Consider the following 13,974-nt stretch of genomic DNA (forward strand, 5'->3'; position numbering starts at 1 on the left):
CTGTCCGAGGGAGCATTGTTCTTTAAAAAAGGGGGACATCATTTGACTACAGAACAACCGGTTGTCGATCAGCAACTTATGCAACCGTCGAAGCGAATTTTGACATTAGATGTACTACGAGGATTAGCCTTATTCGGTATTTTAATTGCCAATATGCTGCACTTTCAATCGCCGTACATTTACGTCGATCCGCACACATTTTATAATTCACCTATCGATGCATTAACGTTTAAATGGATTGATATTTTAGTGGAAGGTAGTTTTTATCCGATTTTCGCGATGCTATTCGGGTACGGCATTAACATGCAGTATGAAAAAGGGCTTGCCCAAAATCGTTCAACAGTCGGCCTCATGTTACGTCGCTTTTCTTTATTGATGGTATTCGGACTCATTCATGCGATTTTCATTTGGTCAGGCGATATTTTATTTACGTATGCGATTTACGGCTTCCTTATGATTTTAATCGTTCGTATTCCGAAGCGTATTTTACTCGTTTTATCGGTCGCATTTTTCACCGTGACGAATGTGTTATTGTATGCAGTCACATACTTAATTGCCCAAGCATCAGGTGCAATGGAGGAATTTGTCGACATTCAACAAATTGAACTCGCAATTACAGCGTATGCGCACGGTACGTATTTAGAAGCGCTACAATTTCGCGTCGGAGAGTGGCTCGTTTACGGACTGTTAAATTCAGTATTCGCTGGGTTTTTAATCGTTCCGCTCATGATGTTTGGTGTCGTCTTTTCTAAGTGGAAGTTGATCGAACGTGGGGCGGAATTGTGGAAACTTTGGCTCGTTTTCATCGTCATATTTGGACCGCTCGGTTTTTATTTCAAAGCATTGCCTTATTTGAAAGAGCCACGCATCGATTACGATATGTTACAAACGGCATTTGGTGGACCGTTTGTCGGGTTATTTTATGTAGGGCTCGTCATTTTACTCATGGCGACACCGCTTCAAAAGATATTACAGTTTCTTGCACCTGTCGGAAAAATGTCGCTGACGATTTACATTATGCAATCTGTCGTTGCGACACTTATTTTTAACAATTATGGCTTAGGCTTGTATGGAAAGTTAGATCTCGCAACAGGCACGTGGATTGCAGTCGGCATTTTCGCGATTCAAATTATTATCGCCAATTTATGGTTATCTCGTTATGAGCGGGGACCACTTGAAGCATTATGGCGAAAATGGACATATCGCAAACCGTAAAAATCGTATGATAATTGTAGGTGAAACGTGTCGCATCATGTATACTGATTGTATAGAGCATAAAGGAGGATGGAAACAACATGAAGTTGTTAACTTTTGAAAAAGATGGATTTGAATCGTACGGCCCGAAAGTAAAACGCGAAGAAGCGGTATGGGATATATTAAAAATTGCGGTCGCTCTCAACAAAGAGGACTTCCCGAAAACAATTCGTGAAGGTGTCGCAAAAGGTAATGAGTTCGTTGAAGCGATCCGTTCACTCGTAGAGCGTGCAGAACAGAGCGACAATCCAGAAGCATATAAACATGCGTTCAATGAAATTACGTGGAAGTCGCCGATTCCGAAAACAGCGAAAAATATTATGTGTGTCGGTAAAAACTACGCAGATCATGCAGTAGAGATGGGTGAAGAGAAAGCACCTGAAAAAATTGTCGTCTTCACGAAAGCGCCGACGACGATCGCTGCAGATGAACAGACGATTTCTGTCCATGCGGATGTCACGTCGGAGTTAGACTATGAAGCGGAACTTGCAATTGTCATCGGTAAGCGCGGTCACCAAATTCCACGTCAACTTGCGTATGACTACGTATTCGGTTATACGATTGCGAACGACATTAGTGCGCGCGATATTCAATACGGACATCAACAATTTTTCTTAGGAAAAAGTTTAAACGAAACATGTCCACTCGGCCCGTATGTTGTGACAAAAGATGAAATTCCGAATCCACACAACTTATCGGTCGTCACGAAAGTAAACGATGAAATTCGTCAAAATGGGCACACATCAAACATGATCTTCAAAGTGGAAGACATCATTGCTGAAATTTCACGTTACGTGACACTCGAGCCAGGAGATATCATTTTAACAGGTACTCCAGCAGGTGTCGGTAAAGGAATGAACCCACCTCAGTTTTTAAAAGCTGGCGATGAAGTGAAAATTTCTATCGAAGATATCGGAACTTTAACGAACCGTTTCCAATAACGTTTGAAAATGAATAGAAGATGAATTTTAAATAAAAGACCGAAAGAAAACCACGAAGATTTTGACAAATGTGTCGAAAACGGTGGTTTTCTTTCATAAAAATAATGATTCGAGAAGTGAAATAGTATGTAGTCATTCTCATCTATGCTAGAATGGAATTATACTAATTTAAATAGAGGTGAATGACAATATGGAAGGTATGTTTCCAGATTTTATGGTAGGCGGTACTCACTTACACATATTCACATGGGTAGTCGGAATTGTACTATTTTTAGCAGCATCACAAATGAAAGTCGGATCGAAAGGGCGTAAAGTGCTCCACATGATCGCACGACTTTTCTATATTTTAATTTTAGTTTCAGGCTTTGCGTTATTCGCGCAATATCAATCAATTGATAATGCGATGTACGGAATTAAATTCGTTCTCGGATTATTGACGATTGGATTTATGGAAATGGTACTCGTCCGTGCAGAAAAAGGAAAAGACACGAAAATGTTCTGGATCTTATTCGCAGTTGGTGTACTCGTAACAGTATTCCTCGGATTCAAATTACCAGTAGGTATTTCATTTTAATCATTTCATTTAAAAGATGAGGCTGTATTGTGAAATACAGTCTTTTTTTATGGGAAAAAACGTAGAAACGATGGTTTCAAAATAATGAATTTGTTAAACTTATGAAGAGATAGTGAAGATAGGAGGAACCATTTTGTACAAAATGAAAACAGCGATGCTGGCACTCGTTTTCGTCTTAACGTTTGGCAGTTTTCCGATACATGCTTTGGCAATGAGTCCGGAGGAGCAAAGTATTTATGATTTGAATGTAGACCGTTTTAATAACGGAACACGCGATAATGACAAAGATGTGGACTTGAATAATCCGTCTGCTTATTATGGTGGTGACTTTGTTGGTGTGAAAGAGCGTTTAAATCATATTAAAGAAATGAAATTTACAACGGTTATTCTCGGAAATGTTTGGCAAGCGTCAAACTTCATGGGAGAAGATACAGAGTCTTATATCGAAGTAAATGACCATTACGGAACAGAAGAAGAATTAATAAGCTTAGTAGAAAAAATGCAAGAAGAAAAATTGATTGCGGTAGCTGATTTCCCAATCGACCGATTAGGTGAAGGACATCCGCTTCGTAAAGCGCACGAAACGACAGCAGACGGTCAATGGACGACGATAGACGAGGCGCTTGTCGCAGCGATGGCGAAAGAAATCGTAGCATCTGTCGAGAAGTATGGTTGGGATGGGATTCGTTTGACGAACACTCAACATTGGGATGCGGCATCGCTTGAATCTCTCATCGACCTTATGAAAAAAGAAGCAGATCAATTAATTGTGATGACGCTTGAACAGACAGAGGCGAACAATGTCGACATCATCCAAAATGACGCATTGACGCAAACTTTCCACGATACATTCATTCAATTCAATAGTGGGGTATCATTGTACGATGATATGCAGACGATTGATCGTCGCACACAATTACAAGTGGATCGCATCGACCAACTTCGTATGACATATGAAATGGTAGAGTTGCGAATGTTCCCACCGACCCGTTGGAAAACAGCTTTAACAGCGCTATTCATGCTTCCAGGAGTCCCTACAGTATCGTACGGAACAGAAATTGCGATGAATGGGGAAACAGTTGAAGAAGGGCTTCAAATGATGAACTTCAAGACTGAAATGGAATTGAAAGATTACATCGGAAACTTAAACACATTACGCAATGACTCTGAGACGATTCGTAACGGAGAGTTCGAATTGCTTCACAATGAAGATGATTTCACAGTATTCGCTCGTTATTCAGACGATGAGCATTGGATTGTCGTCATTAATAATAGTGATGATACGAAGAAGTTCAGCATTCCGAAAGAGCGTTTTGGAGAAGAGAAAGTGAAATTACGTGGCGTTCTTAATCAAGATTTAATTCGTTTAACGAAAGATGATCAATACAATATTATTCAAGACCGTGAGCGTGTAGAAGTGTATTATGTAGAGGAAGATAAAGGATACAACATTCCTTATTTAATCGCATCGATCATGGTGTATGTAGCGTTTATTTTATTTTTATACGTCGTTTTGAAAAACAGCCGTAAAAATCGCGCAGCGAATCGATAAGGAGAAGGGGAGCATTGTCTATTCGACAATCTCCTCTTTTCTTTTCCATAAAAAAAGCAGGGTGGCTTTCGCCATCCTGCTTTTGTCGATTACTCAACGAATTGAACGTTTTGTAATTTGTAAATACCGCTCGTATCGATATCGAAGCCAGTAATGTCATTGCTGACGCCGAGTAAGTACTCTTGGTGATGGATAAAGATCATCGGTGCATCTTCAACGATTAATTCTTGTGCTTCTTTGTAGATATCGTTACGTTTTTCTTGATCTGCTTCACGACGACCTTCGTCTAATAAAGCATCAACTTTGTCGTTTTTGTAGAATGTACGGTTACCTGCCTCACCAAACTGTGAAGAGTGGAAGAGTGGGTATAAACCGTAGTCAGCATCTCCAGGAGGGTTGCTCCATCCGAGGATGAACATATCGTGCTCACCTGCTGATGTTTTCGCGAGGTACGCACCCCACTCGAGTTGTTCGATTTCAACATCGATGTTTACTTCTTTTAATACGTGTTGGAGCATAATTGCAGTGTCCGTACGTTGGTCACTGTCGTTTGTCCAAATTGTCGTTTTGAAGCCGTCTGCATAACCTGCATCAGCGAGTAATTGTTTCGCTTTTTCAACGTCTTTTTCAATCAATGGTAAATCGTCGTTATGTCCGAAAATGCCTGGTGCGATTGGACCGCGTGCTTCAACACCGAAACCTTCATAAATTCCGTCGATAATTTCTTGACGGTCTACTAACATTGAGATCGCTTGACGAACACGTGCATCATCGAATGGTGCTTTCTGTGTGTTGAATCCAATGTATGAAAGGCTTGAAGATGGTTTTTGGAATACTTTACCGAAGTTACTTTCGTTAATTGAGTTTACTTCGACTGGTTGAACTGGATCTGTAATTTGTACGAATCCACGCTCTAAGTCTGCGTTACGTGTAGCACTTTCTGGGCTCACTTGGAAAGTGACTGTGTCGACATGTGGTTTGTCTCCCCAGTACTCGTCGTTACGAACGAGTTTAATTTTATCGTCCGGGTTCCAGCTTTCAAATTTGAAGAAACCTGTTCCGACTGGTTTTTGGTTAATAATTGTACCTGCTAATTTACCGTCTGCCATCGCAGCTAAATCTTCTTCGATAACTGCTGGTGATACGATTCCGCCACCGTTATGTGAAAGGTGAGCGAGTAATGGTGCGAATGGATACTCTGTTTTAATTTGTACTGTGTAGTCATCAACGACTGTAACGTCTGTCACCATTTCATATAAGAATAAACGTGGTGATGCAACGTCTGGATTTAAAATACGTTCTAAGTTCGCTTTAACAGCTTCAGCGTTAAAGTCAGTACCGTCATGGAATTTTACGCCTTCACGTAATTTAAATTCCCATGTTAATTCATCGATTGCTTCCCAAGATTCTGCTAATCCTGGTTCGAGTTCGTTTTCGTCGTTACGCGTTACGAGTGTTTCGTAAATATTCGCTTGTACGACTGAAGAAGGTGAATCGTTTGATCCTGCTGGGTCAAGTGATTGCGCATCAGAGAGAACTGCGATGACGAGATCGCCACCTTCAACTGGTTGTTTCTCTGTTCCTTCCGGTGTTTCTTTGTCTTTTGAACCTTCGTCGCTACCGCCTGAACAAGCTGCTAAAATGACAGACATGAGTCCGACGAGAAGCAACATTAAAAAAGAACGTTGTTTCATGTAAAAGCCTCCTCATAATTCAATGTAAAGAAATTGTAACATAGTAATAATATTCAGACAACACTGAAATTAGAAAACAATCTATGTTCCACTATTCTGTATATTTCAAATAGTTAAACGCTTTCATGGAAAATAAATATGATCTCATAATACTTATGTTTAGAAAATAAATAAAAAATGAATATATAATAAAAGGATAGAGTAAAGGAGGAAGAAATGGTGATAAGATGAGAAAATAGAAAAATCTCTTCCATTATAAGAGGTGAAAAAACACTCTTTTGCACATTGTCAAAAGAGTGTTTTTTGTCTTACTCGACGAATTGAACGTTTTGTAAGTTGTAAATACCACTTGTATCCATATCGAATCCGATAATGTCATTGCTGAGTCCTACTAAGTATTCTTGGTGGTGAACGAAGATGAGTGGTGCGTCATCAATTAAGATTTCTTGGATTTCTTTATAGATTGCCATACGCTTTTCTGGATCTGCTTCACGACGACCTTCGTCTAATAAAGCATCGACTTCAGGGTTGTTGTAGAATGAACGGTTTCCTGCGTCACCGTGTTGTGCTGAGTTGAAGAGTGCATATAAACCGTAGTCAGCATCTCCAGGAGGGTTGCTCCATCCGTGGATGAACATGTCGTGTTCACCTGCTGCAGTTTTCGCGAGGTACGCACCCCATTCGAGTTGTTCGATGTCGATATCGATGTTTACTTCTTTCAATGCGTGTTGGAGCATAATTGCAGTGTCTGTACGTTGGTCACTGTCGTTTGTCCAAATTGTCGTTTTGAATCCATCTGCATAACCTGCATCAGCGAGTAATTGTTTCGCTTTTTCAACGTCATATTCAATTGGCTCTAATGAATCGTCATAACCGAAAATACCAGGTGCGAGTGGGCCGACTGCTGGAATACCGAAACCTTCATAAATTCCGTCGATAATTTCTGCACGGTTCACCATCATTGTGATCGCTTGGCGTACACGTTTGTCATCGAATGGTTTTTTGTTCATGTTGAATCCGATGTATGAAAGACCAGAAGATGGTTTTTGGAATACTGAACCGAAGTTACTTTCGTTAATTGAGTTCACTTCGATCGGTTGAACTGGATCTGTGATTTGAACGAATCCACGCTCTAAGTCTGCGTTACGTGTTGCACTTTCTGGGCTCACTTGGAAAGTAACTGTGTCGACATGTGGTTTGTCTCCCCAGTAGTCTTCGTTGCGAACGAGTTTAATACGATCGTCTGGTGTCCAGCTCTCGAAAGTGAAGAAGCCAGTACCGATCGGTTTATCGTTAATGATTGTACCTGCAATTTTACCTGCTTTCATCGCTTCGTAATCTTCCGCGATAACAGCTGGTGATACCATGCCGCTACCTGTATGTGAAAGGTGAGCGAGTAATGGTGAGAATGGATATTCTGTTTTAATTTGTACTGTGTATTCATCAATTACTGTAATTTCGTCAATCATTTGGAATAAGAAATAACGTGGTGATGCGACTTCAGGGTCTAAAATACGCTCTAAGTTAATTTTAACTGCTTCAGCGTTGAAGTCTGTTCCATCATGGAATTTTACACCTTCGCGTAATTTGAATTCCCAAGTGTTTTCATCGATGCTTTCCCAAGATTCAGCAAGGCTCGGCGCTAATTCGTTGTCGCTGTTGCGAACGATTAAACGCTCGAAAATATTAGCTTGTACTGCTGAAGAAGAAGTGTCGTTTGTGCTTGCAGGGTCTAATGATTGTGCGTCTGATAAGACCGCTACAACTAAGTCTCCACCTTCAACAGGTGTACGGTCTGCCGGATCTTTAGCGCTTTCATTACTGCCGCCACCAGAACATGCTGCAAGGATAACAGTCATGAGGGCAAACATAAGTAATGTTAAAAAAGAACGTTGTTTCATTGATAAGCCTCCAATACTTTAAATGTAAAGCGATTGTAGCATAGTAATATTTTTCAGACAATATAGAAATAAGAAAACGCTTTAAGTTTAATTATTCAGTATATTGAGGCTATATTGAACTATTTTTCTATTCTTGAAAATGAGTTAAAATGTTATTGTAATGAAAAGAATAGTCCGACTATTTGAAATAAAGAGATAAAAAACCACATACGCTTACGTAACGTATGTGGTTCGTTATTATTTGAATTTGACGTCTTTTAACATGTAGTGTCCAGAAGAGTTGATCCAATACCCATCGATGTCATTGCTTACACCAGTTAAGTACGCTTGGTGATAAACGTAAACCATCGGAGCATCTTCAATCAATACTTTTTGAACTTCTTCGTATAACTCGATACGTTTCGCTTCGTCAATTTCTTGACGTGCTTCGTCGAGTAAACGGTCTACTTCAGGATTGTCATAGAATGAGCGGTTACCTGAAGCTCCTTTATTTTTCGAGTGGAACAATTGTGTTAAGAAGTAGTCAGCATCTCCAACAGGGTTTGAAAGACCGAGGATGAACATTTCGTGTTCTCCGTTCGCTGTCTTATCGAGATACGTACCCCATTCCATCTGTTCGATTTCAACATCGACATTTACTTCTTTTAATTTTTGTTGTAATAAAACAGCTGTTTCAATACGTTGTGGATTGTCATTCGTCCAAATTGACGTTTTGAATCCATCACCTAGTCCAGCTTCTTCAAGTAATTGTTTCGCTTTTTCAATATCGTGAGCAAGCGGTGGGTATTTATCAGAGTATCCGAATACGCTTGGAGCGAGTGGACCTTTTGCTGCTTGACCGTAGTCATCGTAAATCCCTGTTAAAATTTCATCAGTATTAATTAACATAGAAATTGCTTGACGTACTTTCGGATTGTCGAAAGGTGCTTTTTCTGTATTGAATGCGACGTAAGAGAGTGAGTTTCCGTCTGTGACATCTACTGTCCCTTTACCTGACGTTTCAATTCCTGTTACTTCACTCGGTTGAACAGGTTCGATTAAGTGAGCGTAACCTGTTTCGAGTTCAGCGACGCGTGTGCCACTTTCTGGTACGACTTTAAATGTGATCGTATCGACGTTTGCGCCTTCTTGCCAATAATCATCGTTGCGTTCTAAAACGATCGCATCATCTGGATTCCATGATTTGAACTTGAACATACCTGTTCCAATTGGACCTTCAGCTACAACAGCTCCAGGTTGACGACCTGCTTTCATACCTTCGTAATCCGCTTCAATCAATGCTGGGCTGAGCATCACTCCAACTGGGTGGTTTAAGTGTGCAAGTAATGGTGCGAATGGATATTCTGTAATGATTTGTACAGTGTGATCATCGATTACTTTCACTTCTTCGATCACTTCGAAGAGGAAAGCACGTGGAGCTGCCACTTCCGGGTCTAAAATACGTTCGAAGTTTTTCTTCACAACTTCTGCAGTGAAATCTTCACCGTCGTGGAATTTAACACCTTCTTGTAATTTGAACTCCCACGTTAAGTCATCGATGTTTTCCCAACTCTTCGCGAGTGCTGGAACGATTTCGTCATTTTCATCTTTCGTGACGAGACCTTCTACAACGTTGACGAGCACTGCTGCTGTTGGAACGTCAGTCGCTGTTTGTGGATCGAGTGTCGCTGCGTCAGAAAGTACTGCGACGACTAAGTCTCCACCTTCTTTTCCTTCTGACTGTTCTTGTCCTTCTTCGTTCTCTTTTGCGGGCTTATCATCCGAGCCGCCACTACATGCTGCGAGGACTAACGCAAAAATCGCAAATAGTGCTGTTACCAAAAATTTCTTGTTATGCATATGAAAACCTCCTTTTCCTGATGCTTTCTAAAGTAACATATAAAAATGATTCTAACAATAGTGAATTATCAAAAATTTCACGAAAGTACTATATATAGAATAATCGGAATAAAAAGAATAGTAGAAAATATATTGATATTGCAATATTCGTATTTACAAACGGGCGGATGTATATTAGCTTAATAAGTAATTGAAAAATTTTAAACTTGAATACGTATGCAAATTTATACGTTTTCAAGTACACTATTACTTTATTGAGAGATGGGGGGATTTATCTTGTCAAAACAGGTGGAGACAGCTACACCAGCAAAGTACAACCCGAAGCTTGAGTATTATAAAGAGCTTTGGAGACAATTAAGAAAGAACAAGGCAGCAGTCGTCGGTGGAGGATTTATCGTGTTATTCATTCTCATCTCGATTATCGGGACACCGTGGATTGGGCCGCACGTATTAACGTATGCACCAGATGCAGTAGATATTCCGAACAAATTGCAACCGCCTTCAGCGGATCACTGGTTTGGAACAGATAACTACGGACGTGATATTTTCACTCGTATTATTTACGGGATGAAACTCACATTGTTTATCGGATTCACTTCGGTAGCAATTGGTGGAATTTTCGGAGTTATTTTCGGAGTGGTCGCAGGATATTTCGGAGGATGGGTTGATACAATCATTATGCGTATCATGGACGTTTTACTTGCATTCCCTGGAATTTTACTTGCACTTGCGATCGTCAGTGTTCTCGGCGGAAGTATTCAAAATATGATCATCGCCGTATCCATTTACTCAGTTCCAGCATTTGCGCGGATTGTTCGTGGATCTACTTTATCTGTTCGTAAGCTCGAATATATCGATGCAATGAAAGCGCTTGGAGCGAGTCATACACGAATTATTTTCAAGCACATTTTACCGAACGTTATGAGTCCAATTATCGTTCAAGCAACGATGCGTATCGCTTCAGCTGTACTTACAGCGAGCGGACTTTCATTCTTAGGTCTCGGGGTTAAACCACCGACACCAGAGTGGGGCGCAATGATGAACGAAGGACGTAACTTCATGCGTGAATCACCACACGTCATCATGTTCCCAGGTATGATGATCGTTATTGTCGTATTAGCATTCAACATTTTCGGAGATGGACTTCGAGACGCACTCGATCCAAAAATGAAAAAATAGGAAGGGGGAAGCGATTTGACAAAGTATATTGTACGTAGATTATTGCAAATGATACCAGTGTTAATCGGGGTTTCGATCCTCGTCTTCTCACTCATGCATTTGATTCCGGGTAACGCCGCTCAAATTATGGCTGGAGAAGGGGCGTCCCCTGAAACGATTAAACAATTAGAAGAAAAACTCGGATTGAATGACCCACTCGTCGTCCAATACGGAAAGTACATGTCACGTGTCGTTCAAGGTGACCTTGGCGATTCGATTCGTAACGGTCGTCCCGTTATTGAAGAAATTAAAACACGCTTTTGGGTAACAGCAGAATTAGCCGTATATTCAACAATTTTAGCCGTCTTTATCGGGCTGATTGCGGGGATAGTTTCCGCCGTCCGGCACTATACATGGGCGGACGTCAGTATTATGATTGTCGCGCTATTCGGACTTTCGATGCCTAACTTCTGGCTCGGACTCGTCCTCATTCAATGGTTTGCAGTCGGTGGCGACTGGTTACCAGAAATTTTAAAAATGCGTCCTTCTGGATGGGGCGAAAGTTGGAGACAAGTCGTCTTACCAGTTATCGCACTCGGTACAGGTGGAGCGGCGATTATCGCTCGTATGACACGTTCGTCGATGTTGGAAGTAATCGGGCAAGATTACATCCGTACAGCGCGTGCGAAAGGTGTTAGCGAACGAGTCGTTATTTACCGTCACGCATTGAAAAACGCCTTAATTCCAGTTATTACAGTTGTCGGTTTAGAATTCGGTGCTTTCTTAGGTGGTGCCGTTATTACTGAGACAATTTTCGCAATTAACGGTATGGGTCGATTAACGATTCAAGCGATTCAACAACGTGACTTCCCAGTCGTTCAAGGGACAGTTCTCGTCTTATCGATGTTGTTCGTATTCGTTAACTTAATCGTCGATGTTTCTTACAGATTCTTGAACAAACGTATAGACTTGAACTAAGAAGTGAGGAGGAAAAGCTATTATGTCAGAGCCAATATTACGTGTGAATAACTTGCGTACTTCTTTCTTCACAGATGATGGGGAAGTTAAAGCGGTAGACGGTGTGACATTCGACGTTCCAAAAGGTGAAACGATTGGAATTGTAGGAGAGTCGGGATCGGGTAAAAGTATCACATCTTTATCGATTTTACGTTTGCTTGCTAGCAACGGTAAAATTATGGGTGGCGAAATTTTATTCAAAGGGGAAGATCTCGTTAAAAAGAGCGAAAAAGAAATGCGTAACGTTCGTGGAAACGCAATTTCAATGATCTTCCAAGAGCCGATGACGTCACTGAACCCAGTATTCACAGTAGGATATCAAATTAGTGAAGCATTAATTAAACATAAACAAATGTCGAAAAAACAAGCGCATGCTCGTTCAATCGAATTGTTAGAATTAGTTGGAATCCCTTCACCTGAAACACGTGTCGATAACTATCCGCACGAATTATCAGGCGGGATGCGTCAGCGTGTCATGATCGCGATGGCACTTGCATGTGACCCAGAAGTATTGATCGCGGACGAACCGACAACAGCGTTAGACGTTACGATTCAAGCGCAAATTTTAACATTGATGAAACAGTTGCAAGAACGTATCGGAATGTCGATCATCTTCATTACGCACGATTTAGGTGTCGTAGCGGAAACATGTGACTATGTTGCGGTTATGTACGCAGGACAGATCGTTGAGTATTCAGACGTTGTATCATTGTTTAAAAAACCGAGCCATCCTTATACGATCGGTTTATTGAACTCATTGCCACGTCACGATATTGACCAAGATGAGTTAGAACCAATTTTAGGTAACGTACCGAGCGTTCACGATATGCCGACAGGTTGTCGTTTCGCACCACGTTGTCCGGCAGCGTCAGACATTTGTCGCGCGAAAATGCCAGAGCTCGTAAAACGTGAAAACGGTAATGACATTCGTTGCTGGTTATATACAGACGAATGGGACGGAGAAAAGGAGGTTGACTTGTATGGCCAAAAAAGAATTGCTCAAAGTTGAGAACTTGCAACAATATTTCCCGATTAAGGGCGGAATTTTAGGTCGCACAGTGAACCACGTTAAAGCAGTAGACGATATTAGTTTCGAAGTGTATGAAGGAGAAACAGTAAGTATCGTAGGAGAATCAGGTTGTGGGAAATCGACGACAGGTCGTGCGATTTTACGCTTGAACGAACCGACTGCAGGTAGAGTAACGTATGACGGCGTTGACTTAGCGAGTCTATCAACGAAGGAAATGCGTAAATATCGTAAAGATTTACAAATTATTTTCCAAGATCCGTACGCATCGATTAACCCGCGTCAAACGGTATCTGAAATTTTAATCGAAGCGATGGAAATTCAAAACGTCGTACCGAAAAAAGAGCGCCGTGCCCGCGCGATTGAATTAATGAAAACAGTAGGTTTAAACGAACACCAAGCAGACCGTTATCCACATGAATTCTCAGGTGGTCAACGTCAACGTGTCGGAATTGCGCGTGCGTTGTCTGTCAATCCTAAATTAATTATTGCGGATGAGGCAGTTTCAGCTCTTGACGTTTCGATTCAAGCACAAGTGTTAAACTTATTGAAAAAACTTCAAAAAGATTTTAAATTAACGTACTTATTCATCTCGCATGACCTCGGTGTTGTACGCCACATATCCGACCGTGTCATCGTTATGTACTTAGGTAAAATCGTTGAAATCGGTGACCGAGTTTCGATTTTCGATAATCCGAAACATCCGTATACGAAGGCGTTGCTTTCTGCAATTCCTGTTCCGGATCCGACAGCTGAAAAGCATCATGTTCCGTTACAAGGAGATGTTCCTTCACCGATTAACCCGCCAACAGGATGCCGTTTCCATACGCGTTGTCCGTTTGCGCAAGAGCGTTGTCGTCAAGAAGAGCCAGTGCTCACACAACATGACGGCATGACAGAAGGACATACAGCAGCATGTCACTTCGTCAATGATTTACAACCGAAAAGCATTTAATAATAATGCCCGTTCTCTTTAGCTTTATGAAAGAGACGGGTTTTTTGAATAGAGAGGAGAAT

At 41.1% G+C, this 13,974-nt stretch carries 11 protein-coding genes; 8 read left to right on the top strand and 3 right to left on the bottom strand.

Features of this window, described 5'->3' with window-relative positions; translation table 11 throughout:
- The first annotated feature begins 42 nt into the window (after window positions 1-42).
- From ACFQ0V_RS08885 to ACFQ0V_RS08900, 4 genes are all read left to right on the top strand, one after another.
- The gene (locus ACFQ0V_RS08885) at window positions 43-1,215 is read left to right on the top strand and encodes a DUF418 domain-containing protein (RefSeq protein WP_381012405.1); all 1,173 of its coding nucleotides are present in this window, start codon (window positions 43-45) and stop codon (window positions 1,213-1,215) included.
- A gap of 80 nt (window positions 1,216-1,295) precedes the next feature.
- Window positions 1,296-2,195 carry a fumarylacetoacetate hydrolase family protein gene (locus ACFQ0V_RS08890; protein ID WP_381012408.1) on the top strand — a complete coding sequence of 300 codons (900 nt, stop codon included), beginning with the start codon at window positions 1,296-1,298 and terminating at the stop codon, window positions 2,193-2,195.
- 190 nt (window positions 2,196-2,385) lie between these two features.
- Complete coding sequence (locus tag ACFQ0V_RS08895) at window positions 2,386-2,769, top strand: YisL family protein (RefSeq protein WP_381012411.1); 384 nt, start codon at window positions 2,386-2,388, stop codon at window positions 2,767-2,769.
- A gap of 142 nt (window positions 2,770-2,911) precedes the next feature.
- On the top strand, window positions 2,912-4,321 hold the full coding sequence (locus ACFQ0V_RS08900; RefSeq protein WP_381012487.1) for an alpha-amylase family glycosyl hydrolase: 1,410 nt from the start codon (window positions 2,912-2,914) through the stop codon (window positions 4,319-4,321).
- A gap of 89 nt (window positions 4,322-4,410) precedes the next feature.
- On the opposite strand, the gene ACFQ0V_RS08905 is transcribed toward ACFQ0V_RS08900, so the two are convergent.
- From ACFQ0V_RS08905 to ACFQ0V_RS08915, 3 genes are all read right to left on the bottom strand, one after another.
- Window positions 4,411-6,015 carry a glutathione ABC transporter substrate-binding protein gene (locus ACFQ0V_RS08905; RefSeq protein ID WP_381012414.1) on the bottom strand — a complete coding sequence of 535 codons (1,605 nt, stop codon included), beginning with the start codon at window positions 6,013-6,015 and terminating at the stop codon, window positions 4,411-4,413.
- A gap of 308 nt (window positions 6,016-6,323) precedes the next feature.
- Window positions 6,324-7,916, bottom strand: a complete 1,593-nt coding sequence (locus tag ACFQ0V_RS08910) for a glutathione ABC transporter substrate-binding protein (RefSeq protein WP_381012417.1) — start codon at window positions 7,914-7,916, stop codon at window positions 6,324-6,326.
- Window positions 7,917-8,153: 237 nt separating this feature from the next.
- Complete coding sequence (locus ACFQ0V_RS08915; protein ID WP_381012419.1) at window positions 8,154-9,755, bottom strand: glutathione ABC transporter substrate-binding protein; 1,602 nt, start codon at window positions 9,753-9,755, stop codon at window positions 8,154-8,156.
- Window positions 9,756-10,031: 276 nt separating this feature from the next.
- Between ACFQ0V_RS08915 and nikC the strand changes: the two genes are divergently transcribed.
- Genes nikC through ACFQ0V_RS08935 form a run of 4 tightly spaced genes read left to right on the top strand, consistent with a single transcriptional unit; the run spans window position 10,032 to window position 13,912 of the window.
- Window positions 10,032-10,934, top strand: coding sequence for a nickel transporter permease (gene nikC, locus ACFQ0V_RS08920; RefSeq protein ID WP_381012422.1), 903 nt, complete (start codon window positions 10,032-10,034; stop codon window positions 10,932-10,934).
- Window positions 10,935-10,949: 15 nt separating this feature from the next.
- Window positions 10,950-11,891, top strand: coding sequence for an ABC transporter permease (locus ACFQ0V_RS08925; protein ID WP_381012425.1), 942 nt, complete (start codon window positions 10,950-10,952; stop codon window positions 11,889-11,891).
- Between the two features lie 22 nt (window positions 11,892-11,913).
- Window positions 11,914-12,939 (top strand): ABC transporter ATP-binding protein, encoded by a 1,026-nt coding sequence (locus ACFQ0V_RS08930; RefSeq protein WP_381012428.1) that lies wholly within the window; start codon window positions 11,914-11,916, stop codon window positions 12,937-12,939.
- A complete protein-coding gene (locus tag ACFQ0V_RS08935) occupies window positions 12,911-13,912 on the top strand; it encodes an ABC transporter ATP-binding protein (RefSeq protein ID WP_381012431.1) in 1,002 nt (333 codons plus the stop codon). Before ACFQ0V_RS08930 ends, ACFQ0V_RS08935 begins: the two co-directional genes overlap by 29 nt.
- Window positions 13,913-13,974 lie beyond the last annotated feature (62 nt).

This window comes from Savagea faecisuis (assembly GCF_042675605.1).
Classification (GTDB): Bacteria; Bacillota; Bacilli; order Bacillales_A; family Planococcaceae; genus Savagea; species Savagea faecisuis.